Annotated in this window: 25 protein-coding genes; 15 read left to right on the top strand and 10 right to left on the bottom strand. The window is 65.7% G+C overall.

Translation table 11 applies throughout. From position 1 onward, the window contains the following. Positions 1-31: 31 nt before the first annotated feature. Positions 32-364: a hypothetical protein gene (locus ACYQML_RS23140; protein ID WP_461234157.1), complete on the bottom strand. Its 333-nt coding sequence runs from the start codon at positions 362-364 to the stop codon at positions 32-34. A 302-nt stretch (positions 365-666) separates the two neighbouring features. On the opposite strand from ACYQML_RS23140, the gene ACYQML_RS23135 reads away from it, so the two are divergent. Further along, on the top strand, positions 667-1,398 hold the full coding sequence (locus tag ACYQML_RS23135; protein WP_461234156.1) for a hypothetical protein: 732 nt from the start codon (positions 667-669) through the stop codon (positions 1,396-1,398). Positions 1,399-1,631: 233 nt separating this feature from the next. Here ACYQML_RS23135 and groL read toward each other — a convergent pair whose 3' ends face one another. Both groL and groES read right to left on the bottom strand, forming a co-directional pair. After that, positions 1,632-3,275 carry a chaperonin GroEL gene (gene groL / locus ACYQML_RS23130; RefSeq protein WP_461234155.1) on the bottom strand — a complete coding sequence of 548 codons (1,644 nt, stop codon included), beginning with the start codon at positions 3,273-3,275 and terminating at the stop codon, positions 1,632-1,634. A 93-nt stretch (positions 3,276-3,368) separates the two neighbouring features. Further along, positions 3,369-3,656 (bottom strand): co-chaperone GroES, encoded by a 288-nt coding sequence (gene groES, locus ACYQML_RS23125; RefSeq protein ID WP_018042554.1) that lies wholly within the window; start codon positions 3,654-3,656, stop codon positions 3,369-3,371. A gap of 214 nt (positions 3,657-3,870) precedes the next feature. Here groES and ACYQML_RS23120 point away from each other — a divergent pair, with 214 nt between their 5' ends. The 4 genes from ACYQML_RS23120 to ACYQML_RS23105 all read left to right on the top strand — a co-directional run bounded on the left by ACYQML_RS23120 (position 3,871) and on the right by ACYQML_RS23105 (position 9,358). Beyond that, entirely contained in the window at positions 3,871-4,872 is a 1,002-nt protein-coding gene (locus ACYQML_RS23120; protein ID WP_056424594.1) for a magnesium transporter CorA family protein, read from the top strand. Between the two features lie 102 nt (positions 4,873-4,974). Beyond that, positions 4,975-6,423 (top strand): lipopolysaccharide biosynthesis protein, encoded by a 1,449-nt coding sequence (locus ACYQML_RS23115; RefSeq protein ID WP_461234154.1) that lies wholly within the window; start codon positions 4,975-4,977, stop codon positions 6,421-6,423. 88 nt (positions 6,424-6,511) lie between these two features. Next, positions 6,512-7,699: an FAD-binding protein gene (locus tag ACYQML_RS23110; RefSeq protein ID WP_461234153.1), complete on the top strand. Its 1,188-nt coding sequence runs from the start codon at positions 6,512-6,514 to the stop codon at positions 7,697-7,699. Between the two features lie 273 nt (positions 7,700-7,972). Continuing rightward, positions 7,973-9,358: a heterodisulfide reductase-related iron-sulfur binding cluster gene (locus tag ACYQML_RS23105; RefSeq protein WP_461234152.1), complete on the top strand. Its 1,386-nt coding sequence runs from the start codon at positions 7,973-7,975 to the stop codon at positions 9,356-9,358. Between the two features lie 90 nt (positions 9,359-9,448). On the opposite strand, the gene ACYQML_RS23100 is transcribed toward ACYQML_RS23105, so the two are convergent. After that, a complete protein-coding gene (locus tag ACYQML_RS23100; RefSeq protein WP_461234151.1) occupies positions 9,449-10,423 on the bottom strand; it encodes an MBL fold metallo-hydrolase in 975 nt (324 codons plus the stop codon). 86 nt (positions 10,424-10,509) lie between these two features. Between ACYQML_RS23100 and ACYQML_RS23095 the strand changes: the two genes are divergently transcribed. Beyond that, positions 10,510-11,277, top strand: coding sequence for a helix-turn-helix domain-containing protein (locus ACYQML_RS23095; protein WP_461234150.1), 768 nt, complete (start codon positions 10,510-10,512; stop codon positions 11,275-11,277). 12 nt (positions 11,278-11,289) lie between these two features. On the opposite strand, the gene ACYQML_RS23090 is transcribed toward ACYQML_RS23095, so the two are convergent. From ACYQML_RS23090 to fumC, 3 genes are all read right to left on the bottom strand, one after another. Next, positions 11,290-11,508: a ribbon-helix-helix domain-containing protein gene (locus tag ACYQML_RS23090; RefSeq protein WP_056424607.1), complete on the bottom strand. Its 219-nt coding sequence runs from the start codon at positions 11,506-11,508 to the stop codon at positions 11,290-11,292. 157 nt (positions 11,509-11,665) lie between these two features. After that, positions 11,666-11,857, bottom strand: a complete 192-nt coding sequence (locus ACYQML_RS23085; protein ID WP_207413679.1) for a DUF4169 family protein — start codon at positions 11,855-11,857, stop codon at positions 11,666-11,668. A gap of 11 nt (positions 11,858-11,868) precedes the next feature. After that, positions 11,869-13,293: a class II fumarate hydratase gene (gene fumC / locus ACYQML_RS23080; protein WP_461234149.1), complete on the bottom strand. Its 1,425-nt coding sequence runs from the start codon at positions 13,291-13,293 to the stop codon at positions 11,869-11,871. A gap of 143 nt (positions 13,294-13,436) precedes the next feature. Between fumC and ACYQML_RS23075 the strand changes: the two genes are divergently transcribed. After that, positions 13,437-14,831: a cytochrome P450 gene (locus tag ACYQML_RS23075; protein WP_461234148.1), complete on the top strand. Its 1,395-nt coding sequence runs from the start codon at positions 13,437-13,439 to the stop codon at positions 14,829-14,831. 45 nt (positions 14,832-14,876) lie between these two features. On the opposite strand, the gene ACYQML_RS23070 is transcribed toward ACYQML_RS23075, so the two are convergent. Continuing rightward, a complete protein-coding gene (locus ACYQML_RS23070; protein ID WP_461234146.1) occupies positions 14,877-15,521 on the bottom strand; it encodes an SspB family protein in 645 nt (214 codons plus the stop codon). Between the two features lie 323 nt (positions 15,522-15,844). Here ACYQML_RS23070 and ACYQML_RS23065 point away from each other — a divergent pair, with 323 nt between their 5' ends. The 7 genes from ACYQML_RS23065 to ACYQML_RS23035 all read left to right on the top strand — a co-directional run bounded on the left by ACYQML_RS23065 (position 15,845) and on the right by ACYQML_RS23035 (position 22,419). Next, the gene (locus ACYQML_RS23065; protein ID WP_461234145.1) at positions 15,845-16,645 is read left to right on the top strand and encodes a lysostaphin resistance A-like protein; all 801 of its coding nucleotides are present in this window, start codon (positions 15,845-15,847) and stop codon (positions 16,643-16,645) included. Between the two features lie 54 nt (positions 16,646-16,699). Next, positions 16,700-17,494: a thymidylate synthase gene (locus ACYQML_RS23060; RefSeq protein WP_461234144.1), complete on the top strand. Its 795-nt coding sequence runs from the start codon at positions 16,700-16,702 to the stop codon at positions 17,492-17,494. After that, entirely contained in the window at positions 17,494-18,000 is a 507-nt protein-coding gene (locus ACYQML_RS23055) for a dihydrofolate reductase (RefSeq protein ID WP_461234143.1), read from the top strand. The genes ACYQML_RS23060 and ACYQML_RS23055 overlap by 1 nt, the downstream gene beginning before the upstream one ends. A gap of 185 nt (positions 18,001-18,185) precedes the next feature. After that, the gene (gene hflK, locus ACYQML_RS23050) at positions 18,186-19,361 is read left to right on the top strand and encodes an FtsH protease activity modulator HflK (RefSeq protein ID WP_461234142.1); all 1,176 of its coding nucleotides are present in this window, start codon (positions 18,186-18,188) and stop codon (positions 19,359-19,361) included. After that, entirely contained in the window at positions 19,358-20,311 is a 954-nt protein-coding gene (gene hflC, locus ACYQML_RS23045; RefSeq protein WP_056424635.1) for a protease modulator HflC, read from the top strand. Before hflK ends, hflC begins: the two co-directional genes overlap by 4 nt. Positions 20,312-20,392: 81 nt before the next feature. After that, complete coding sequence (locus ACYQML_RS23040) at positions 20,393-21,916, top strand: Do family serine endopeptidase (RefSeq protein WP_461234141.1); 1,524 nt, start codon at positions 20,393-20,395, stop codon at positions 21,914-21,916. A gap of 137 nt (positions 21,917-22,053) precedes the next feature. Then, positions 22,054-22,419, top strand: a complete 366-nt coding sequence (locus ACYQML_RS23035; RefSeq protein WP_461234140.1) for a CCDC90 family protein — start codon at positions 22,054-22,056, stop codon at positions 22,417-22,419. Positions 22,420-22,429: 10 nt separating this feature from the next. Here ACYQML_RS23035 and serB read toward each other — a convergent pair whose 3' ends face one another. Beyond that, a complete protein-coding gene (gene serB, locus ACYQML_RS23030) occupies positions 22,430-23,326 on the bottom strand; it encodes a phosphoserine phosphatase SerB (RefSeq protein WP_461234139.1) in 897 nt (298 codons plus the stop codon). Between the two features lie 17 nt (positions 23,327-23,343). On the opposite strand from serB, the gene miaA reads away from it, so the two are divergent. After that, entirely contained in the window at positions 23,344-24,297 is a 954-nt protein-coding gene (miaA, locus tag ACYQML_RS23025) for a tRNA (adenosine(37)-N6)-dimethylallyltransferase MiaA (protein WP_461234138.1), read from the top strand. Here miaA and ACYQML_RS23020 read toward each other — a convergent pair. Next, complete coding sequence (locus ACYQML_RS23020; RefSeq protein ID WP_461234137.1) at positions 24,275-25,141, bottom strand: NAD(P)-dependent oxidoreductase; 867 nt, start codon at positions 25,139-25,141, stop codon at positions 24,275-24,277. The genes miaA and ACYQML_RS23020 overlap by 23 nt on opposite strands. Between the last annotated feature and the right edge of the window lie 47 nt (positions 25,142-25,188).

The raw sequence follows: 25,188 nt of genomic DNA, 5'->3' as shown, positions 1-25,188 counted from the left end.
GGGCTTCACCCGCCGGATGCGTCAGATCGGATCAGGGCCAATCCCAGTCGCCGTAATCGGGCTCGCGACAGCGGTACCCCACGGGGCATTCCATATTATCGCGGGTCGGGACGAAACGCAGCTCGGCGATTTCCGTCAGGCCGCAAAGGCTGCGATCGCTGACGAAGCGTTCCGTCTTTACCGGCTGCTCCCCCCTGCCGGACCTATCCGCCTTGCCCACGGACCAGGACAGGACCGCCGATCCGTCGCGCTTCACGAGCGCCATCGCGTCCGCGCAGGACATCCGCGGAGTGGGGGGAGGCGTCTGAGCGCCGGCCGAGTTGGCGATGACAACGCAGACGGCGATGGCGAGGCGTCTCGTCACGATGGATCTGCGCGCTGGTATGTTTCTCACAAGCTTGAGCATGGCAGTTTTGGCAAGCGACGGGAAGGCCTTGCCGTTCGCTCGCCCTATTCCCGGAGTCTATCCACCGCTATCAAACGCACCGAGACAGAATAATCACACACCTGTCCTGACGAGAGCCGACCTTGAGAATGATAACGGCCTGCATGTCGGACGGGGTGGGGGATCGAATGTCGCGGAATAGTGAGGTGGTGGGTGCCGCCGAGAAATTGGCGCGCACGTGATTGGCTCGGCCTCAGGGTCGGGCTTGACGGGAGACAACGATGGCCGCCGGCATCGAAAGCGAGGATATGAGAAACGAGGACGGCACGCCGTCAGTGACGGTGACCGGACCGTCGGGAGGGTCGCGCCGTGCCTTGATACTCCCAGTATCCCTCGCCATGGGCTGGGGCGTTCTCCTCGGCTACAGCACAGTTCTGTTGACTAACGATACCCCTGTCCGCCCTGAGACCGGCACGGCACAGGCTGCCTTGAACGAGCCGGGTCCGTTCGAGAACACGGCGGCATCCTCACGCTTGCCCCGTGCCAATGCGCCCTGGTCGGATGTGGGGCTTGGCTCTGCTCACGCTGGAGTGCCTGCCCGGGACAGGCTCGCTGCATCCCCTGCCCAGCCGGGCATCCGGCCGGTCGCGCTCAAGCAGGATACGGAAGTGACGCCACGCGCCGATGCCCCCGCTACCGCTTCTCCACCGATCGAGGCGGCGGCTTATGTCGGCGTCTGGGGGCCGAACGAGGTGGCATGCCGCCGCGGCGCGCGGCGCCGTGGATACATACCGGCGCGGATCACCGAGAATGGCGCGCGGGCGGGAAATACCGTCTGTACCTTCCGCGACGGACGGCGCATGGGCGCGAGTTGGAGCGTGGCGGCATCCTGCAGCGATGGCGGCCGGCGCTGGACATCCCAAGTGAAGCTGATCGTCGAGGGCGACCGTCTCACATGGTCGAGTGCAAAGGGCGACGCCTCTTACGTCCGGTGCAATCGCCGCGCAGGGTAAACACCGCCGATACTGAAGTCTCGCCGGCTCTCTGCCGTGACGGGCTGAAATCTCGGGCGAAGGTTTCACGGATTCAAGTCGGCCAAATCCGTCCGCGCGACGACATTTAACCGCCCAGCGCCCGGTCTTGTCCGATCATCCGTAACGAAAAGAGGGTCGTCTTGCGACGACCCTCTCCGCTCTCGCGGCGGTAACCGCGAGAGCATCCATTCCACGTGACGATAGGGACTTTTTTAGAAGTCCATGCCGCCCATGCCGCCGCCGCCCGGCATCTGGGGAGCGCCGCTGTCCTTCTTCGGAGCATCGGCGATCATGGCCTCGGTGGTGACGAGGAGACCGGCGATCGAGGAGGCGTCCTGCAGGGCGGTGCGCACGACCTTGGCCGGGTCGACGATGCCGGCCTGGATCATGTCGACATACTCTTCGGTCTGGGCGTTGAAGCCGTAGGTGATCGAAGAGCTGTTGTCGGTGATCTTGCCGACCACGATCGAGCCTTCGACGCCCGAGTTGGCGGCGATCTGGCGGATCGGGGCCTCGAGGGCCTTCAGCACGATCTTGATGCCGGCCTGGACGTCCGGGTTGTCGCTCTGGAGAGCGCGGACGGCCTCACGGGCACGGAGGAGGGCGGTGCCGCCGCCGGGGACGATGCCTTCTTCCACCGCAGCGCGGGTGGCGTTGAGCGCGTCGTCGACGCGGTCCTTCTTCTCCTTGACCTCGACCTCGGTCGCGCCGCCGACGCGGATGACCGCGACGCCGCCGGCGAGCTTGGCCAGGCGCTCCTGGAGCTTCTCACGGTCGTAGTCCGAGGTGGTCTCCTCGATCTGCGCCTTGATCTGGCCGACGCGGGCTTCGATGTCCGCCTTCTCGCCGAGACCGTCGATAATCGTGGTGGTCTCCTTCTCGATGCGGATGCGCTTGGCGCGGCCGAGCATCGGGAGGGTAACGTTCTCGAGCTTGATGCCGAGGTCCTCGGCGATCATCTGCCCCTGGGTCAGGATCGCGATGTCCTCGAGCATGGCCTTGCGGCGATCGCCGAAGCCCGGAGCCTTGACGGCAGCGACCTTGAGGCCACCGCGCAGCTTGTTCACGACGAGCGTGGCGAGAGCCTCACCCTCGATGTCCTCGGCGATGATGACGAGCGGCTTGCCGGTCTGCACCACGGCCTCGAGAACCGGCAGCATCGCCTGGAGCGACGAGAGCTTCTTCTCGTGGATGAGGATGTAGGGGTCCTCGAGCTCGGCAACCATCTTCTCCGCGTTCGTAATGAAGTACGGGGAGAGGTAGCCGCGGTCGAACTGCATGCCCTCGACGACGTCGAGCTCGGTCTCGGCGGTCTTGGCTTCCTCGACGGTGATGACACCCTCGTTGCCGACCTTCTGCATGGCGTGGGCGATCATCTCGCCGATTTCCTTGTCGCCATTGGCCGAGATGGTGCCGACCTGGGCGACTTCCTCGGACGAGGCGACCTTCTTGGCGCGGCTCGTGATGTCCTTCACGGCGGCGGTGGTGGCGAGGTCGATGCCGCGCTTCAGGTCCATCGGGTTCATGCCGGCGGCCACGTACTTGGCGCCTTCACGGACGATGGCCTGGGCCAGGACGGTGGCGGTGGTGGTGCCGTCGCCAGCGATGTCGTTGGTCTTCGAGGCCACTTCGCGCACCATCTGGGCGCCCATGTTCTCGAACTTGTCGGCGAGCTCGATCTCCTTGGCGACGGTGACGCCGTCCTTGGTGATGCGCGGAGCGCCGAAGGACTTCTCGATGACGACGTTACGGCCCTTGGGGCCGAGGGTCACCTTGACGGCATCGGCGAGGATGTCGACGCCGCGGAGCATCTTCTCGCGGGCATCTGAGCCGAAGCGTACTTCTTTCGCTGCCATGTATAGATCCTCATCAAGTTGAGAGCCTTGAGGCGCTCACCGAAGGGCGCGCTCGAAAGGCTCGGATGGAAGAAGGAAGAGGGCCGGGTCGCTTTAGGCGACGACGCCCATGATGTCGGATTCCTTCATGATCAGGAGGTCCTGACCGTCGATCTTGACTTCGGTGCCGGACCACTTGCCGAACAGGACGCGGTCACCGGCCTTGACGTCGAGCGGGTTCACGCGGCCGGCCTCGTCACGGGCGCCAGGGCCGACGGCGACGATCTCGCCCTCTTGCGGCTTCTCCTTGGCGGTATCGGGGATGATGATGCCCCCCTTGGTCTTCTCTTCGCCTTCGATACGGCGGACGACGACACGGTCGTGCAGCGGACGGAACTTCATGAGCTGCCCTCTTGCTTCAAATTCATGGATGGCGTTGATGCGGCCGAAGGGCTCGCCCAACCCAGGCTGTTAGCACTCCCGAGCGAAGAGTGCCAAAGCAAGGGCGGAGGTAGGCTCAAGCTCCTTGCGAGTCAAGACGCGGACGACGCGTCATGCCGCGTTTGCGCAGCATGTTCTGCTCTCCGGTCGCTGACAGACGGATGACAATCACCCCATGATCAGCCTTCAGGGACCGCAAGGCGCGGTCGAGCATTCCGGCGCAGCCAATGGCGGCGGCGTGCCGAGCCATGCGATCTGGATCGACCTCAACGATCCGAGTGCCGAGGAAGCGGAGCATATCGAGGCCGCCACCGGCCTGCGCGTCCCCTCGCGAAAAGCCCTGAGCGAGGTCGAGAATTCGAGCCGCCTGCGCCGGCTCAAGAACGGTCTTTCGCTCTCCACACCGATGATCACCTTCGACAAGGTGGATTCGCAGCTGACCCCGCTCGGCTTCGTACTGACCCGGGACCGGCTCATCACCGTCAGGTTCAATGAGCTGCGCGCCTTCGAGGAGGTCAAGAAGCGCATCGGCGACGGTGACGGCGCTTGCCAGACCGGCACCGAGATCTTCCTGCTCCTGGTGGAGGAGCTGGTGGACAGCCTCGCCGACGCCCTGGAGGAGATGGGCGCCGATCTCGACGCGCTCTCGACCCGGATCTTCGACTTCGACGTGAGGGCAGGGGGCGTCGCCGGCGATTCCGGCAAGACCCCGCGCCGCCGCGACCTCGCGCTGCGCCGAATCCTCCGCAGCGTCGGTCGGCGGGGCAAGGCGCTCGGCAAGATCCGCTCGAGCCTGCTCGGTCTCGAGCGCATCCTCCCGTTCGTCGCCGGCGAGTGCGAGCACCTCCTCGGCGCCACGGAGATGCCGCGCTTCGAGACCCTGCGCCGGGACATCGCCTCCCTCGACGAGTTCGAGATCCGCTTGTCCGAAAACGTCCAGTTCCTGCTCGACGCCACTCTCGGCCTCATCAACATCGAGCAGAACAACACGTTTCGCGTGCTCACCGTCGTCTCGGTAGTGGGCGTGCCGCCGACCCTGATCGCGTCGATGTACGGCATGAACTTCAAGCACATGCCGGAACTCGACTGGGCCTATGGCTATCCCTATGGTCTGTCGCTGATCGTCATCAGCGCGATCATCCCCATCGTCTTCTTCAAGCTGCGCGGCTGGTTCTGACGCGCGTTCGATCGAGCGTTTTCGGGGTTTAGGGAAATCTTTTCGGCCCGGCGCACAAGGATTGGGAGCATCGCCGGCAATCCGGCGACCAGAGTCGACCGCATGGCCGTAATCTTCGCCTTCATCCTGAATGCCGGGCTCAATTTCGGCCTCGGCCTCCTTCTGGCCAAGCTCATGGGACCGGCGGATTTCGGCCTGTTCGGCCTCGCCACCACGGGTGCCGTGGTGCTCAACACCCTGGTCTTCGAGTGGCTGCGGCTGTCGGCGACACGGTTCTATTCCAACCGCGTCCGGCGCGAGGAACCTTGGATCCGCCATGGGCTGGACCGGGCCTACGCCATCCTGGCCGTCCTCCTTCTGCTCGCATCGACTCTCTGCGCCGTCGTCGGCGCGACTGTGGAAATGAACACGGAGGGCCGTTTCGCCATCGCGGCTGGGGCTGGCCTCGCCGCCTTCGGCATCGGCCTGTTCGATTATCACGCAGCCCTCACTCGGGCACGATTCGACGGCGGCCTCTATCTCAAGCTCACCCTCATCAAGAACGGCCTGTCGTTCCTGCTCATGGCGGGCGCAGCCTGGCTATTTCCGCAGCCGCTCTGGGTGCTGGTCGCTTGCGGGCTCAGCCAGTTTCTACCCGTCGTGGTGCTGCGCAAGCCGCTGCTCGATCCACCCGTGCCGATCGTCCGTGTTCGGATGGGGGAGACTTGGCGGCTGTTTCGCGCCTACGGGCTTCCGCTGATCGTGGCGAACGCGATCTACCAGATCACGCCGTTCCTCAACCGTAGCGCCATCGCCATGTCGTTCGGCTTGGCGGAGGCCGGTTATTTCACCCTTGCGGCGGATGTCGCCTCGCGCAGCCTCAGCATGATCGGCACGGCCTTGGACCTTATCCTGTTCCAGCTCGCCGTGCGGGTGGACGAGCACGAGGGCCATGTGGCGGCTGAGGCCCAGATCGGCCGAAATGCGGCCATCGTGGTGGCGCTCATGGTGCCTTGCGCCGGCGGACTCTGGGCTGTGCTTCCAGCACTCCAAGGGCTCGTCGTGCCGGAGGCTTATCGCGGCCCCTTCGCCCTCTATGCGCTGATCCTTATCCCCGGCCTGCTCTGCGGCACATTGCTCAATTTCGGGCTCAACCCGATCTTCCAGATCCGGCGCAAGACGGTGCCAGTCATCGCCGCCGCCCTTGTCGGCCTTGCCGTGAATGCCATCTGCCTGGTCGTCCTGCCCTCGCATTTCGGGGCGCCCGGCATCGCCATGGCGCAGAGCGCCGGCCTCGTCGCCTCGACGCTCTGGCTCGCAGTCCGGGCCCTCGCGGGTCCGGAGCGCCTGCGGATCGACTGGTGGGAGATCTTCGCCGCCTGTACCGCTACCCTGGCGATGATGGCCTGCCTGGCACCGTTCAGGCACATGGATCCGACCATGGCACTCGCCATCTGCCTACCTCTCGGTGTGCTGGTCTATGCCCTGCTCGTTGCGGTGTTTGACATCGCCGGATTACGCGGCCTCGTGACGACCTATCTGCGGCAGCGCGCCGTCACCCCGGCGGCGTGAGACAGAACGCACCGCTTGAAAGCGGGGCGTCCCTTCCCGCATATGGTCGTCTGAAGATGCCGTCGAGCATCGCAGCGGGCAGGAAACGATGCGGTCATACGAGCCTCAGGACGAGGGCGAGGCACAAGCCATCGTCGCCGCCGCCGCCGGCCGGTCAGAGTCGATGCGGCTCGTCGGCGGGGGAACCAAGGCCGCGATCGGCCGCCCCGCCCAGGACGAAGCCACCCTCTCTTCCCTTCGTCTGACTGGGATCACCCTCTACGAGCCGGCCGAGATGGTGGTCGCCGCCCGGGCCGGAACTCCCCTCGCGCAGGTTCAGGCCTTGCTGGCGGAACGCGGCCAGATGCTGCCCTTCGAGCCGATGGACCATCGCATCCTGATGGGCTCGGCCGGGGAGCCGACCTTTGGTGCCGTGGCAGCGACCAACAATGCGGGACCGCGCCGGATCAATGCGGGGGCGGCCCGCGACAGCCTCATCGGCGTCCGTTTCGTCAACGGGCGCGGGGAGGCCATCAAGTCCGGCGGCCGGGTGATGAAGAACGTCACCGGCCTCGACCTCGTCAAGCTCATGGCGGGCTCGTGGGGCACCCTCGGCCTGCTCACCGAAGTGACATTCAAGGTGCTTCCCGTCCAGGAACGGGTGACGACCTTGGCCTTCTCCGGCCTCAATGATGCAACGGCGGTGGCCGCTCTCAGTGCCGCCCTCGGATCACCGTTCGAACTCACGGGTGCGGCTCACCTGCCGAGCGGCCTCGACGGGCCGAGCCCGCGCACTCTGATGCGCCTTGAGGGTTTCTCGGAATCCCTCGATTACCGCCTCAGCGAATTGCGCAAGCTCCTCAGGCGGTTCGGAGAGCCGGAGATCATCGAGGGCGAGATCGGAGCCGTTCTGTGGGCTGCGATCCGCGATGTCATCCCACTGACGGAACCGCGCGCATCCGCCGTCTGGCGAATTTCCACCGCACCGATGCAGGGTCCTGCGGTCACGGCCGCCATCGCGGCGCAGCGTCAGGCGCGTTGGTTCTACGATTGGGGCGGCGGCCTCGTCTGGCTGGCCACGTCGGCGGAGGGCGATGCCGGCGCCGAGACCATCCGCGACGTACTCCGCACCACCGGCGGGCACGCCACCCTGGTGCGGGCGCCGGATTCAGTCCGCGCGGCGACCGCCGTCTTCGAGCCTCTGTCAGATCCGCTGCTTCGTATGACGGCCGGGATCAAGGCGGCGCACGATCCGAAGGGGGTTTTCAATCCCGGCCGGATGTATGCTGGCATCTGACCCCCGTACGGTTCCCGCCCCAGCGATCCGGTTCTCGCCCGATGCCAGAACCAAGCTTTCAGCATCCGGCCCAAACGTTGACCGCGACAATCTCACCCGCAGCGGCCTCATGATCCTGAATGGCTTTCGCGCTATCCCCGCCGGGTGTGCGGAGGTTTAGAGCCGTTCCAAGGCTCGGCTTCCGCCGAAATTTTCTCTAAGCTGCTTGAAACAGCGCCGGGCGGCGACAGACCACCCAGCAAGAAAACGATATCGGGACCCTGAGGAAACGCCGTGCAGACCAATTTTAGCCTGACGCAGCTTGCCGACCCGGCGATGGCCGCTTCGGAAAAGATCCTGCGTACTTGCGTGCATTGCGGGTTCTGCACCGCCACCTGCCCGACCTATCTCCTCCTCGGCGACGAACTCGATTCCCCGCGCGGCCGCATCTACCTCATCAAGGACATGCTGGAGGGCGGCAAGCCGGCGACGCCCGAAGTGGTCAAGCATGTCGACCGCTGCCTGTCCTGCCTGTCCTGCATGACGACCTGTCCGTCCGGTGTGCATTACATGCACCTCGTGGATCACGCCCGCACGCATATCGAGGAGACCTATCGCCGGCCGTTGAGCGACAGGCTCCTGCGCAGCGTGCTGGCCTTCGTGCTGCCCTATCCGAACCGCTTCCGCCTCGCGCTTCTCGCCGCCAAGATCGGCTCGCCGTTCCGGCCCCTCGTCGCCCAGTTGCCCCGTGTCGGCAACCGCCTCGCGGCGATGCTCGACCTCGCCCCCGCGCTCCTGCCCAACCGCACCGTCAACGACCGTCCCGGGACCTTCCCCGCCGACAATAGCGCCCGGGAAGCCAGCGCCCTGCTCCAGGGCGAGGCCGCACCCGCCCGCGCCGGCCGGGTCGCACTCCTGCGCGGCTGCGCCCAGAGCGTGTTGCGGCCGGATTTCAACGAGGCGGCGGTCCGGCTTCTCACCCGCCACGGCGTCGAGGTGGTCCAGGCGAAGGGGGAGGGGTGCTGCGGCGCGCTCACCCACCATATGGGCAAGTCCGAGACCTCCCATGCCCAGGCCAAGCGCACCATCGATGCCTGGATCGCCGAGATGGACGGCGACGGCCTCGACGCGATCATCGTCACGGCCTCGGGCTGCGGCACGACGATCAAGGATTACGGCTTCATGTTCCGCGACGACCCGGCCTATGCGGACAAGGCGGCGCGGGTCTCGGCCGTTGCCAAGGACGTCACCGAATACGTCGCCAACCTCGGCCTGATGCCACCGCTGTTCGAGAGCGACCTCGTAGTTGCCTACCATTCCGCCTGCTCGATGCAGCATGGCCAGGGCATCCGCACCGAGCCGAAGAACCTGCTCAAGAAGGCCGGCTTCACCGTGAAGGACGTGCCCGAGGGCCATATCTGCTGCGGCTCGGCCGGCACCTACAATATTCTGCAGCCGGAGATTGCCGGGCGGCTCCGCGACCGGAAGGTGGCGAATATCGAGCGCATGCGCCCCGATCTCATCGCCACCGGCAATATCGGCTGCGCCACGCAGATCGGGAACGGCACGAGCATCCCCATCGTGCACACGGTGGAACTGCTGGACTGGGCGACGGGCGGGCCGAAGCCGGCGGTGCTCGAGGGATTGGGCGGGACGCGGGTGCTGGAGGCGGCGGAGTAATCCCGAAGCGGCGCCAAGACCTGACCATTTCCCCAAGACCTGCGCATTTCCTGTCGATGGCTCGGATGGACAGCGGACGGGAAAAGGGGGTCAGGGGGTTCCGGATCCGGTCACCGGAATCCAGCGATAGCCTGTCCCTCGCGGTTCAACATGGCCGAGCGACGGGAACGCCGTGTGATAGCCCGCGACCAGCAGCCTCTGGGTGGCGGCCATCGCGTAGATCGCCCGACGGGTCGCGATGCCCTGATCCTTGTCGAGATCGAACAAGGCGTGCCATTCAGGGTGGCTCAGGGACGCCATCTCGTGATGGGCGCAATCGCCCCACACGAGCATCCGTTGCCCCTCGCTCTCGCAATGGAAGGCAAGGTGCCCCGGTGTGTGCCCGAACGCCGCCACCACGTCGATGCCGGGCGCGACCGTGTCGCCCGGTTTGACGAAGCGGATGCGGTCGCGCAGCGGGACGAGGTGGCTGCGCACCACTGCGGCCGACCGGTAGGTGTTGCTGTCCGCCGGCGCCGACAGGCGCTCCTCCGCCGTCCAGAAGCGGTATTCCGCCTCTCCCACGACGTAGGCCGCGTTGGGAAATTGCGGAATGCCGCCCTCCAGGAGGCCGCCGATATGGTCGGTATGGCAATGCGTGATCACCACGAGGTCGATCGTCTCCGGCGCGATTCCGGCGCGCCGTAGCGCCTGACCCAGCCGCCCTCCCGCTGGCCTGGGGATGAAGCCGACCTCGCCGTTTCCGGCATCGAAGAGGATGCGCTGTGTGCCGGTCTCGATCAGCGTCGGGGTGAAGCCCGGCGTGAACCGGTCCGGCGGAAGCCAGTTCTCCCGCATCAGCGCTTGCACCTCCTCTCTCGGCCGGTCCTCACCGACGATCGGCCACGGCCCGTCGATGGTCTCGTCCGCATCGAGCAAGGTGGTGATGGTGAAGGCGCCGAGCCGGATGCGTCGCGATGAAGGTGCCTCGGCGAGGGCAGCCGCCCCGGCCAGGGCCGGCCTCGCGCCGGAAAGAGCGAGGCCCGCGAGTGCGCCCGTGACAAGGCGTCGGCTCAACGTGATCATCGTCGCAGGATCTCCGGCTGACCCCGCCGCGCCGGCGGGCCGCGAGGCGGGGATCACCGGCCTAGCGCGTGGGGAGGGGGCACCACTTGAACGAACGTGCTGGCCCAGAGCTCGGCCCCCTTTGGCACGTCGAGGGCGGGCACACCTTCTTTGCCGGACCGCTCGCCTACAACGCCAGCCACCAGCATGGTGCGCCGGTCTATCTGGCCGGCCTGTATGGACCTTTCCGCATCCGGTTCAGGCCCGGTCCATGGATCGCCTGCCGCACGGCCTTCGTCCCGGCGGGGATGCGGCACGAACTCGATTGTGCCGGCGATCCCTTGGGCGTCCTCTATCTGGAGCCGGAGGCCGGAGCGCGGGCTCTCCTGGGCCTGATCTCCGCCGGCGAAGACATCGACGGCGCACGCGTCGCCATGCGGGGTGAGATAGAGCCGTTGCGTGCGCTCTACGAATGCCGGCGCGCCACGGTCTGGGCCGGGCAGGCCATCGCCGATCTCGCCGGTTTCGCGGTGCGTCGGAACGAACCGACGCTCGATGGGCGCATCACCCGGATCATGGCCGATCTCGGCACCCGCCAGGACACCAGCATGTCGGCGCCGCGCCTCGCGGCATCCGTCGGGCTGTCATCCTCGCGGATGCAGCACCTGTTCACCCGCGAGGTCGGAGTTCCATTCCGGCGCTATCGGTCATGGCTGCGCATGCGGCGGGCAATCCACGCCGTCATTCGGGGTGAAACCTTCACGGTCGCGGCCCACGACGCGGCCTTCGCCGATCAGGCCCATTTCGCCAACGCCTTCCGGCAGACGTTCGGCGCACCCGCCTCGGCGAGCCTCGTCGGTATCCGGCGGCCATAAACGCCCAAGGCCTCAGTTCGGCCGGCGCACTTCAGCCAGCACGAACACCCGGATCGCCGAGGACAGGTTCTGCGCGCCCCGCGCCTCGTCGATCTCGCCGATCAGCACCTGCACCGACTGTTCGCGGGCGGCGGCGATCTCGCGCAAAGCCTCCCAGAACGGCGTCTCCAACGACACGCTGGTCCGGTGGCCGGCGATCATGACTGAGCGTTTGGTGGTGCCGGTGGTCATCGAGCGCGCAACCCTCCCCCCTCTGCTGGGGAGGGTGCCTGCGGAGCAGGCGGGAGAGGGGGCGACCTCTCCGGAGATGGCGCTCCCCTCTCTCGACCCTCGCTCACGCGAGGGCCACCCTCCCCCGCAGAGGGGGGAGGGGGAACCGTTGCGCTTGTCACCCGTCCGAATCCGGTCCCACGAGCTTGTGGCCCTCGTGGCGCGAGAACTCGATGGCCTTCTTGGCCTCGGCCAGGGTCTTGGCCTTCTTAGGCCGGCCGAAGGCGATGCGGTTGTCCTCCGCCTTCGCCTCCTTCTCGGCCCGCGCCTTGCCCTTGCGGACCGAGCGCAGGTTGATGATCTCGGCCATGAGCTTCCCCGTCAGTCGACGCTCGGTGCCAGCATGGTCTCGGGGCGCACGACGCGGTCGAACTCCTCCTCCGTGACGTAGCCGAGGCGCAGGGCCTCTTCCTTCAGGGTGGTGCCGCGCTTGTGCGCGGTCTTGGCGATCTCGGCAGCCTTGTCGTAGCCGATGGAGGGGGCCAGCGCCGTCACCAGCATGAGCGAGCGGCTCATCAGGTCGGCGATCTTGTCCTCGTTGGCCTTGATGCCGACGACGCAATTGTCGGCGAAGCTCACGGCGGCATCGGCGAGGATGCGGATCGATTGCAGCACCGCATTGGCGATGACCGGCTTGAACACGTTGAGCTCGAAATTGCCCTGGGAGCCGGCGAAGCTCACCGTGGTGCCGTTGCCGATCACCTGGGCGCAGACCATGGTCAGCGCCTCGCACTGCGTCGGGTTGACCTTGCCCGGCATGATCGAGGAGCCCGGCTCGTTCTCCGGCAAGGAGAGTTCGCCGAGGCCCGAGCGCGGGCCGGAGCCGAGGAAGCGGATGTCCTGGGCGATCTTGAATAGGCCCGCCGCCAGGGCCGAGAGCGCACCTTGCGTGAAGACGAGGGCATCGTGGGTGGCCAGCGCCTCGAACTTGTTGGCGGCCGAGGTGAAGGGCAGGCCGGTCAGCTCGGCGACCTTGGCCGCAAACTTCTCCGCGAATTCCGGATGGGCGTTGAGGCCGGTGCCGACCGCCGTGCCGCCCTGTGCGAGAGCCAGCACACCCGGAAGCGTCGCCTTCACGCGCTCAGTGCCCAACGCCACCTGCGCGACATAGCCCGAGAATTCCTGGCCCAGCGAGACGGGCGTCGCGTCCTGCAGGTGGGTCCGGCCGATCTTGACGATGGACGAGAACGCCTCGGACTTCGCCTGGAGCGCGTCGTGCAAGTGCTTCAGGGAGGGCAGCAGCCGGTCGTTGATCTCGCGCGAGACCGCGATGTGCATCGCCGTGGGGAACACGTCGTTGGAGGATTGGCCGCGATTGACGTGATCGTTGGGATGGACCGGCGACTTGCCGCCCCGCTTTCCGCCGAGCAGCTCGTTGGCCAGGCTCGCGATGACCTCGTTGGCGTTCATGTTCGACTGGGTGCCCGAGCCCGTCTGCCAGACCACGAGGGGGAATTCCTGGTCGTGCTCACCGGACACCACCTCGGCGGCGGAGGCGGCGACGGCCTGGGCCACCTTCGGGTCGAGGGCGCCGAGATCCTGGTTCACCAGGGCGGCGGCCTGCTTCACCATCCCGAGGGCATGGACCAGGGGGGCCGGCATCTTCTCGGTGCCGATCTTGAAATTCTGGATCGAGCGCTGGGTCTGCGCGCCCCAGTAGCGATGGGCCGGAACCTCGATGGGGCCGAACGTGTCGGACTCGGTCCGGGTGGCGGACGGTTCGGTGGGGCTTTCGAGCGGCGACATCGTGGCCTCTTAGATGGCGGAGTATGCGGCCCTACTTAGACGGTGCGGGGCCAAACCGCGATGGTGCTTTTACCAAAGGCGTCACAGGTCCGTGCCAGAGTCAGGCACCGCCCCCGCGTCGAATCCAACGAGGATACATGCCGATGCCCGTGGACGCAGCGACCATGGAGCCCGATGCCCGACCGCGTTTCCGTCCTTCCGTTCCCCGCCCGCTTCGCGAACAGCCGGGGCTGTTCGCCTTCCTGAAGGCGGTGCGCGCCAATCCGATCACCACGTGGCTCGACGAGCATTTCGTTGAGCCGGTCGTGGCGCGAGAGGGTGCGATGGGCCGCGTGACCGTGGTCAGTGACCCTGCCCTGATCCGCTACCTGTTCGTCGAGAACGCCGCCAATTACCGCAAGGACGACCTGCAGCGCCGGGTTCTCGCGCCGGGCCTCGGCAACGGCCTTCTCACGGCGGAGGGCGAGGAGTGGAAACTGCAGAGGCGCACCCTCGCGCCGATTTTTTCGGCCCGCCACGTCCTCGGTTTTGCCGCTCCCATGAATGAGGCCGGGGCAAAGATCGGCCGTCGCCTCGCCCGACGCGATGGCACCACCGTCGACGTGGCGCTGGAAACGACCCGGGTCACCCTCGACGTCCTCGAACGAACCATCTTCACCGAGGGGCTCTCCAGCGATCCCGACGCTCTCGGCCGCGCCATCACGCGCTTCCTCGAATCGGTAGGGCCGGTGGACCCGATGGACGTATTCGGTGTCCCCGCCTTCGTGCCGCGTATCGGCCGCCTCCGGGCGAGGCCCGCGATCCGCTTCTTCGAGGAGGTCGTGAACGCGCTCATCGAGCGCCGGCGCGCGCAACTCGATGGCGGAACGGCGCCTTCCGATCTTCTGACCTTGCTGCTTCAGGCTCAGGACCCTGAAACCGGCAAAGGTCTCAGCGACTTCGAAGTCCGCGCCAACATCGTCACCTTCATCGCTGCCGGTCATGAGACGACGGCGAATGCGCTGACCTGGGCTCTCTATTGTCTGTCGCAGGATCACGATTCCCGAACTCACGTGGAGCGCGAAGTCGATGCGGTGCAGGGTGATGTGTTCGATGCCGACGCACTCCCCTACACCAAGGCGGTGATGGAGGAGACGATGCGGCTGTTCCCGCCCGTTCCGTTCATGAGCCGGCAGGCCATCGCGGAGGATCGGATCGGCCGGATCAAGATCCCGCAGGGATCGCTGATCATGGTGGCACCCTACGTGCTCCACCGCCACCGGACGTTATGGGACGAGCCCGAGACGTTCATGCCTGAACGTTTCCTGCCGGAGAACAGAGCGGCGGTGCAACGATTTTCGTACCTGCCGTTCGGAGCCGGACCGCGCGTCTGTATCGGCCAGAGCTTCTCGCTCCAGGAAGCCGTCATCGTGCTGGCGCATATGATCCGTCGCGTACGCTTCACATTGCCGGCGGATCATGCCCCGGTGACGCCGTTGCAGCGCGTAACGCTTCGGCCAGAACATGGCTTACGGATGCGAGTGGCGCTGCGGGCCTGACCTGACCCGCGGCACCATTATTAGGTAAGCGAAGCGCGCTTCGGCTCAGTTCTTCTTGCGGAACGCATCGAGGCTCACGACTTCGGCGCCGGCCTCACCACCCTCGGGCTTCTTGGCCGCTGGCCGGGCCGGCTTCCCGTCCGCGCCATCCTCGGTCTTGTCGAGGTTCTGGCTCGCACCCTGCGCGGGCAGAAGTTTGGGAACGCTTGCGCCGATCGCCGCGGTGGCATTGCCTTTCGGCATGATCTCGCTCGGCTCCGATGCGGCGCCACGCGGCGCGTTCTTCGAGCCCGGGACCTGTGGAGCATCGTCCGAAGCGTCATCCTCAGCCGTCTCGTTCAAGTCGAACTTTAGGCCGAACTGCACGGAGGGATCGAAAAACCCGCTCAGAGCATCGAATGGTACGAGCAGACGCTCGGGTACTCCCGAGAAGGACAGACCGACCTCGAACGCATGTTCGGTGACGCCGAGGTCCCAGAACTGATGCTGGAGGACGATGGTCATGTCCTGAGGGTATTTCTCCCGCAACCGCTGGGACATCCGCACCCCCGGCGCTTCCGTCCGGAACGAAACGTAGAAATGATGTTCCCCCGCGAGGCCTTCGCGGGCCGCGTCGGTCAATACCTTGCGCACGACGCCGCGAAGGGCATCCTGAACCAGAAGGTCGTAACGGATCAGATCGTCTGCCATCGCTTGTCGCTTTGCCCGGTACCTGCCGGAATATCGCGCTGGTGGCGCACCGGGTCGGTGAATTGACGTGAAGGCTTGCCGGACTCGGGCCCAGGTTTCAATCGCGCCGTTGCCGCCGTGGTGGCCACGGGGGGCGGTGAATTGACACCGTATCCAAGTACCCAGAATTCTGCTGAAAACGCCTGGGTCCATCGGCTTTCACCGAAGTCTGTCAGGCGCCTAGCCCGGCCTCTCGACCGAGCGGATTGAATATAGAGGGAGAGGCGTCGCTTTTGAAGCCCGATCCTGTCGTGGAGATGTCCGCGGAGCGGGCAATCGCTGAAATGGCTCGCCATGAAGGCGACGGGCGGTCGAGGCGCTCGTCGTTCCATCTGGCCGCGACCGCGTTTCGGGATGCCATCGGCCTCGTCCTGGTAACGCTGTCCATCATGGTCGTCGCGGCCATCGCCGCGATGCTCATCGTTCGAGTCGGCGCAGACATCCTGCAGGGTATCGATCCGCTGGCCAGCGACGTCCGCCGACCCCGGCTCTATCCGCAACAGATGGTCCTACGGGAGGTGGCGAGCGACATCCTGCGACAATGCCTGATCGTCGCCATCGTCATCGGTACGGCGATCTGGTCCGCGGGCAAGGCTTGGCGCGCCAAGCTCGCGCTCAGTCCGGTCGACGCACCCGGCCTCGCTCCTTCGAGGCTTCTCGCCATCATCCTGTTCTGGCCCTTCCTCCATATTCTGTGGGTGATCGCGACCGCGGATGCCTTTCACATGGCGTTCGGACGCAATGTCGGCCTGTCGCCCCTGCTCAGCAGGACGGGCGCATTCGCTTGGCTCGCCTTCACGATCGTCCTGGCTCCCGTGGCGGAGGAGTTGCTGATGCGCGGGGCCATGTTCGATAGGGCATCGCGCTTCCTCAAGCCGTGGGGAGTCATCCTCGCTACCTCGGCACTGTTCGTGCTGCTTCATCTCCAGGTCGGCAGCATCGCCCGTCCGGTCTCCCTCGTCCCCCTGGCCCTGATGCTAGGCTGGCTCCGTTGGCGGACCGGGCGGCTATGGCCATGCATCCTGCTCCACGTCTGGAGCAATCTCGCCGTCGTCGCCTACTTGCTGTGGCCGGCGCCCGCCTGACGCTCGCCTCCCGACCCGCTTCGCGGTATCGCAGGAGACAAGAATGGGATCCCGATGCACGCCTATCATCAGCTCATCGAACGCATCCTCTCCGAGGGGACGCGCAAGGACGACCGAACCGGCACAGGCACGCTCTCGGTCTTCGGCCACCAGATGCGCTTCGACCTGGCGCAGGGCTTCCCGCTTGTGACGACGAAGCAGTTGCATCTGCGCTCGATCATCCACGAGTTGCTCTGGTTTCTCACCGGTGACACCAACGTGCGGGCGCTCCAGGCCAACGGCGTCACGATCTGGGACGAATGGGCCGACGACAACGGCGATCTCGGTCCGGTCTATGGCCGGCAATGGCGTTCCTGGGCTAAGCCCGACGGCGGTGCGGTGGACCAGATTTCCTGGCTCGTGGACGAAATCAGGCGGAACCCCGATTCCCGTCGCCTGATCGTTTCGGCCTGGAACCCGGCCGACCTCGACAGGATGGCGCTGGCGCCCTGCCATTGCCTGTTCCAATTCTATGTCGCCGACGGGCGGCTCTCGTGCCAGCTCTATCAGCGCTCGGCGGACGTGTTTCTCGGCGTGCCCTTTAACATCGCGTCCTACGCGCTTCTGACAGCCATGATCGCGCAGGTGACCGGTCTCAGGCCCGGCGATTTCATCCATACCCTGGGCGACGCCCATCTCTACGTGAACCATCTCGACCAGGCGCGGTTACAGCTGACTCGTGAGCAGCGCCCGCTGCCAAGCCTCGTTCTCAATCCGGAAGTCCGCTCGCTGTTTGAATTTCGGTTCGAAGACATCGCCATCGAAGGCTACGCGCCGCATCCCGCCATCCGTGCGCAGGTGGCGGTCTGATGTCTGTCTCCTCCCGCCCCCTGATCAGCCTCGTCGTCGCCATGGCCCGCAATGGCGTCATCGGCCGCGACAATGGCCTGATCTGGCGACTCGGCAGTGATTTGCGCCGCTTCAAGGCACTGACCATGGGCAAGCCGCTTCTGATGGGTCGGAAGACCTACGAATCCATCGGACGACCATTACCCGGCCGACGCATCATCGTTCTCACCCGCGATCAGTCACTCTCGATTGCGGACGTCAATGTCGTGCACGATTGGGAAGGGGCCATCGCGGCGGCCGGCGATGCGGAGGATCTGATGGTGGCCGGTGGGGGGGAGATCTATGCCCTGGCGCTACCGCATGCCGACCGCATCTACATGACGGAAGTCGACATTTCTCCTGAGGGAGACACCGTCTTCCCCAGCTTCGACAGAGGTACCTTCCACGAAACATCCCGCGTCGCACACCCGTCCGGCGATCGGGATGAATGCGCCTTCGCATTCGTTGATATGGAACGGGTCCGGTAACTCTACGCCGCGACGCATTGTGCAAGAGCGCCCGGCGCTGTTGCCTTTCCCCTTCATGATGCCCACTTGCCAGCCTTGACAGGACGGAGTGGCGACACTCAGTACCGTGAGACGGATCGGCCCGAAGCGGCAACGCGCCGGGCCGACCTCGAACGTCACTGCCTCAGCGGGAGATATCGGCGAGCATGCCTTGGAGCAATCAAAGCGGCGGCGGTGGCGGCAACGGGGGAGGGCCCTGGGGCCGTGGCGGCGGCGGCAATGGAGGCGGGGGCGGCCCGTGGGGTAGCGGCGGTGGAGGCGGCGGCGGTAAAACGCCTCCCGACCTCGAAGAGATCCTCCGTCGTGGCCAGGACCGTCTGCGCGGGATCATCCCCGGCGGGTCCATGGGCGGCGGCAAGGGTGTGGCCGTGGCCGGCGGCATCGTGCTGTTCATCTGGCTCGCCACCGGCATCTACACGGTCGCGCCGCAGCAGGTCGGTATCGAGACGATCTTCGGCCGCTACACGAACACCACCGGTCAGGGGCCGCATTACAACTTTCCCTATCCGATCGGCGCGGTCACCAAGCCGAATGTCGGTCAGGTCAACAGCGTTCAGATCGGCTACCGCGCAGGTGTCGGGTCTCAGTCTCGGGGCCGCGACATGCCTGAGGAAAGCCTGATGCTCACGGGCGACGAGAACATCGTCGACCTCGATTTCGAGGTGCAGTGGCGCATCAATCCGCTGAAGGCGTCGGACTTCGTCTTCAACCTCGAGAATCCCGAAGGGACGATCAAGGCAATTTCCGAGAGCGCCATGCGCGAAGTGATCGGTCGCCGGAATATCCAGGCGATTCTGACCAACGAGCAGTCCAGCGTGGCCCAGGAGGTCAAGGAGATCACCCAGAAGGCTCTCGACGAGTACGGCGCCGGTGTCCGCATCGAAGTCGTCCAGCTCGTGGCCGTCAACCCGCCGCCGGATGTTCGGCCCGCCTTCATCGACGTGAACGCGGCTCAGCAGGATGCGGAACGCGCTCAGAACGAAGCCCGCACCTATGCGAGCCGCGAGGTTCCGCAGGCTCGCGGTAAAGCCTCGCAGATCGTCCAGGCCGCGGAAGCCTACAAGACCCAGGCGACAGCGGACGCTACCGGTCAGGCGGCCCGATTCCAGCAGGTCTACGAATCCTACAAGCTCGCACCGGCTGTCAGCCGTGAGCGCATCTTCCTCGAAACGATGGAGCGGGTCCTGGGCTCGGTCAACAAGGTCATCATCGACCAGAACGGAACCGGCGTTGCCGGTGGAGCAACGGGCGCGGGCGTCGTTCCGGTGCTTCCGCTGACCGAATTCGGCAATCGCAACACCAATACGGGGGCTGGACGATGAACAATCCCGCTCTTCGCACCGGCGTCCTCTTCCTCCTAGCAGTGCTCGCCGTCGCGCTCTATGCTTCGGTCTTCACCGTCGGACAGATGCAGCAGGCCCTGGTGATCCAGTTCGGCCGGGTCCGCACGGTCCTTAACCAGACTGGCACCGAGAAGCCGGGCCTGTACTTCAAGGTTCCGCTGATCGAGAACGTGGTGCTCTTCGACAAGCGCGTCCTCGATCTCGATCTTCCGGTTCAGACGCTTCTGACTGCCGACCGGCAGAATCTGGAAGTTGATGCGTTCGCCCGCTACCGCATCGTCGATCCGCTGCGCTTCTATCAGTCGGCGAATAACGTCCTGCGCGCCAACACGCTTCTGGCGAGCTTCACCAACTCGGCCCTGCGTAACGTGCTCGCCCGTTCGACCCGCGACGCCATCGTGCGGACCGAGCGTTCGCACCTGATGAACGTCATCCAGGGCGACGTGAACAATCAGGCGAAAGAGCTGGGCGTGGAAATCGTCGACCTGCGCATGACTCGGGTCGATCTTCCGGCGCAGAACTCGACCGCTGTCTACAAGCGGATGATCACCGAGCGTAACCGTGAGGCCGCCGATATCCGCGCGAACGGCGATCAGATCTCTGCGACGATCAAGGCGAAAGCGGACCGCGACGTCACCGTCGTCCTGTCGGAGGCCAACCAGACTGCTGAAACCCTGCGAGGCCAGGGCGACGGCGACAGAAACCGGATTCTCGTGGAGGCTTTCGGCAAGGACCCTGATTTCTTCGCCTTCTATCGGTCGATGCAGGCTTACGAAACTGGTCTGAAGGGGCCCGAGACACGCCTCGTCATCAACCCGAACTCGGATTTCTTCCGTTATTTCAACGATCCGCAGGGGCGTGCTCCGGCAACTGCACCGCGCGCATCGGGTTCGGCGGATGCGGCTCCGACGACCGGGACCGTCCGCTGAAACGGGCGTCCATTGACTGACCTACCCTTGATCGTCCGCTTCGGCGGACGATCTAAGCCTCGTCTCAACAAGAGGTCGACCATGATTTCCGCCGCGAGCGCCAGAACGGCGCGACGTCCCCGAGCGTTCCACCAGACGGCACGCTCGGCCTTCGCCGCCGTGTCGTTCGCCACCGCCGTGGCGTTCACGGGCCTCGCGACTCCGGCTCTGGCGAAGGGACCTGAATCCCTTGCCGATCTCGCCGACAAGGTGACCGACGCCGTCGTCAACATCTCGGCCTCTACCACTGTGGAGTCGAAGACACCCGGCCGGACGATGCCGCAGCTGCCTCAGGGCACACCATTCGAAGATCTCTTCGAAGAGTTCTTCAGTAAGCGTGGTCAGCGCGGTGACGGTGATTCACCGCGTCCACAATCGCGCAAGTCGAACTCCCTCGGCTCGGGATTCATCATCGACGCGTCGGGCATCGTGGTAACGAACAACCACGTCATCGGAGACGCCAACGACATCCAGGTGATCCTGCACAACGGCACCAAGCTGAAGGCAGAGATCATCGGCAAGGATCCCAAGATCGATCTTGCCGTTCTGCGGGTGAAGCCAGAGGCCGACAAGCCGCTGAAAGCTGTGCCCTTCGGCGATTCGGAGAAAATGCGTCCCGGCGACTGGGTCATCGCCATCGGCAACCCGTTCGGCCTCGGCGGCTCGGTCTCGGCCGGCATCGTGTCCGCGCGGGGCCGCAACATCGAGTCCGGCCCCTACGACAACTACATTCAGACCGACGCGGCCATCAACAAGGGCAATTCCGGTGGCCCACTGTTCAACATGGATGGCGAAGTCATCGGCATCAATACGGCGATCCTGTCGCCGACGGGTGGCTCGGTCGGCATTGGATTCGCCGTTCCCTCCGCTACGGCGTCACAGGTCATCGACCAGCTTCGTGAGTTCGGCGAGGTTCGTCGTGGTTGGCTCGGCGTGCGCATTCAGAACGTCGACGATGCCACCGCCGACGCCCTTGGCCTCAAGGGCGGCGCCAAGGGCGCGCTGATCGCGGGCGTCGACGAGAAGGGCCCTGCAAAGACGTCCGGACTCGAAGTCGGTGACGTCATTACCAAGTTCAACGGAACGACGGTGAAATCGTCCAGCGACCTTCCCCGCATCGTCGCATCGACCCCGGTAGGTAAGGTGGTCGAGGTCATCGTAGTACGGAAGGGTACCGAGACAACCAAATCGGTCACCCTTGGCCGCCTGGATGATCCTGAGAAGCCGCAACTCGCCAATGCCAAGCAGCCTGAGGCGGAGCCCGCAATTCGGCAGGCCCTCGGTCTCAACCTGTCCGGGATCACCGACGAGCTGCGCCGTCGGTACAGCATCAAGGATAGCGTGAAAGGTGTCGTCGTCACGCGCGTCGACCCCAATTCCACCGCCGCCGACAAGCAGATCAAGCCGGGTGAGGTGATCGTCGAGGTTGGACAGGAATCGGTCTCATCGCCCGCCGACGTGACGAAGCGGGTCGATCAGCTGAAGAAGGAGAACCGCAAATCGGTTCTCCTCCTCGTGGCGGCCGCATCGGGTGATGTGCGCTTCGTGGCGATCGGACTGGAATAAGCGCCGTCCCATCGAGAGCATCAGCCCATCTCGCACGCGGGATGGGCTTCGCTATGCCGTCGAGCCGGGACATTCGTCTTGTGCGACTCGCCGGCCGGCGCGTAGGCTGATCTCGACGCTATTGAGACTAGCAATTGATGACGGCGGTCGCCTTCGACACCTTGAAATTCGCCCGCTCCCTTCGCGAGAAGGCGAAGCTGTCGTCCGAACAGGCCGAGGGCCTCGCGGACGCATTCACCGAACTGTTTCAGAGCGACATCGCCACGAAGTTCGATATCGGATCGGTGAAAGTCGATATCGAAGCTCTTCACTTCTCGACACGAGTGGATATCGAAGCTCTTCGGCTGTCCACGAGATCAGACCTTCGCGAAGCCCTGGCACGGCTGGAAGCCAAGATCGAAGCCACGAAGGCCGACATCATCAAATGGATGTTCGGGACGATCGGCTTTCAGACCCTGATCATCCTCGGCGCCGTCATCGCCCTGGCACGGATCGTCCGCTGACGGCGTAGTCCTACGCGACGAACTCGTTCGCCCCGTAACCCTGCAGGTAGAGAAGCGCGGTCAGGTCGCCGTGGTCGATGCGGACATCGGCCGCCGCCGCGACCTTGGGTTTGGCGCGGAACGCCACCCCGAGCCCGGCCTCGCCGAGCATGTCGAGATCGTTTGCCCCGTCGCCCACCGCCAGCGTATCCTCACGCTCAAGTCCGAAACGCGAGCGCAGGGCGATGAGCGTCGCGCGCTTGGTCTCCTTGCCGACGATGGGCTCCAGCACCTCGCCGGTGAGATGGCCGTCCTTCACCCCGAGGGTGGTGGCGTGAGCCTCGTCGAAGCCGATCGTCGCCGAGATCGGTCCCGTGAACAGGGTGAACCCGCCGGAGACCAGGCAGGTATGCGTTCCGTTGGCCTTCAGTGTCCGCACGAGGACGCGCCCCCCCGGTGTGAGGGTGATGCGGTCCCGGATGAGGTCGTCCACCACGCCGACCGGCAGATCGCGCAACAGGGCGACACGCTCGCGCAGGGCCGGCTCGAAGGCGATTTCGCCGCGCATGGCCCGCTCGGTGATGGCGGCGACGCGGTCCTTCAGGCCGATCGTGTCGGCGAGCTCGTCGATGCATTCCTGCTCGATCATGGTCGAATCCATGTCGGCCAGGAACAGTCGCTTGCGGCGGTGGGAGCCGGCCACCTGCACGGCGACGTCGAACGGTTCGGCGGCGAAGGCCGCCCGTAGCCGCCGCGCCGTTGCGGAAACCTCTTCACCGGAGCCGGGAAACAGGATCTCGGCCGCCACCTCGCCATGGAGGATGCGCGGTTGATGATCGGTCCGCAGCACGGAACGGGCTTCCGCGAGAACCGCATCGGTGATGGCGGGCCGGCTCTCGTTTGCTATCAGGGTCGCGACGAGGGTCATCGGGGAGTGTCCACGCCTTGCCGCCGGTCACGGACGGATCACACAGACAGGCGCCCCCGGCGGCGATCCTCATCGCAGGGCCCACCGCCTCGGGCAAGTCCGGCCTCGCGACGGAACTCGCGCGCCGTCACGACGGCGTCGTGATCAATACCGATTCCATGCAGGTCTATGCCGACCTGCGACGGTTGTCGGCGCGGCCGAGCGTCGAGGAGGAAGCGCTGGCGCCCCACAGGCTCTACGGCGAGGTAGATGGCGCGGTGAATTACTCCGCCGGCCATTTCGCCCGCGATGCCGCGCGCCTCCTCGACAGCTTGCACGGCCGGCTTCCGATCTTCGTGGGCGGCACCGGCCTGTATTTTCGCACCCTGGAGGAGGGGTTGTCGGACCTGCCGCCGGTCCCCGATGAGATCCGAACCGCGCTTCGCTCACGGGCCGAGGACCGGGCCACCGACCTGCTCCATGCCGACCTCGCGGAGGTCGACCCCGCCGGAGCGGCGGCCCTGCGGCCCACCGACCGCGCCCGGATCATGCGGGCGCTCGAAATCTTCGCCGCCACAGGGCGGCCGATCTCGGCGTTTCATGGCGAGCGCGTCGCCGGGCCGCTGGCGGGCAAACGCCTGGTCAAGCTGTTCCTCGCCCCCGAACGCGAGACCCTGCGTGCCCGGATCGACCGACGTTTCGTGGCGATGATCGAGCAGGGCGCCCTCGACGAGGTCTCGGCCCTGCGGGAGCGCCGCCTCGATCCGCTCCTGCCGATCATGCGCGCCCACGGCGTGCCGGGCCTCATCGCCCATCTCGACGGGACGATCCCCCTCGCCGAGGCGATCCAGCGCGGCCAGGGCGATACAAGGCGCTACGCCAAGCGGCAATTCACCTGGTTCCGCCACCAGATGGGCGAGGACTGGGCCTGGACCGATCCCGACGCGGCCCTCGCCGTGGCGACCAGCCTCATTTTTCCAGGCGGGCGATGAGGCTCGACGTATCCCAGCGGTTGCCGCCCATAGCCTGCACGTCGGCATAGAACTGGTCGACGAGGGCGGTGAGCGGGAGCTTGGCGCCGTTGCGCCGGGCTTCGAGGAGGAGAATGCCGAGATCCTTGCGCATCCAGTCGACGGCGAAGCCGAAATCGAATTTTTCGGCATTCATCGTCCGGCCGCGATTCTCCATTTGCCAGGAGCCGGCCGCGCCTTTCGAGATCACGTCGAGCACCGCATCCACGTCGAGCTCGGCACGCTTGGCGAAGTGGATCGCCTCCGACAGGCCCTGGACGATGCCGGCGATGCAGATCTGGTTGACCATCTTGGTGAGCTGGCCGGAGCCCGCCGGTCCCATCAGGCGTGAGGCCTTGGCGAAGCTGAGGATCGCGGGATCGACCTTGGCGTAAGTGGCCTCGTCCCCGCCGCACATCACGGTGAGCGCCGCGTTCTCGGCGCCGGCCTGTCCGCCGGAAACGGGAGCGTCGATAAAGCCGAGGCCGAGTTCGGAGGCGGCCTGGGACAATTCGCGGGCGACCTCGGCCGAGGCCGTGGTGTGATCGACGAAGACCGCGCCCTTCTCCATTCCGGCGAAGGCACCGTCCTCACCCAGCGTCACGCCGCGCAGATCGTCGTCGTTGCCGACGCAGGCGAAGACGATCTCCTGTCCGGCAGCCGCCTCGCGCGGGGTCTTAGCGAAGGCGCCCCCATTGGCCTTCACCCAGGCTTCCGCTTTGGCGGTGGTCCGGTTGTAGACGGTGACGTCGTAGCCATTCTTGGCGAGATGACCCGCCATCGGGCCGCCCATCACACCCAGGCCCAGGAACGCGACCTTCGCCATCATCCGTCTCCATCCGTCACTACGTTTGCGGCGGGTCTAGATTCGAT

It is taken from the genome of Methylobacterium sp. CM6244, from assembly GCF_054817885.1.
The sequence above is the reverse complement of the archived record's forward strand: the minus strand, read 5'-3'. Positions and strand labels throughout refer to the sequence as shown.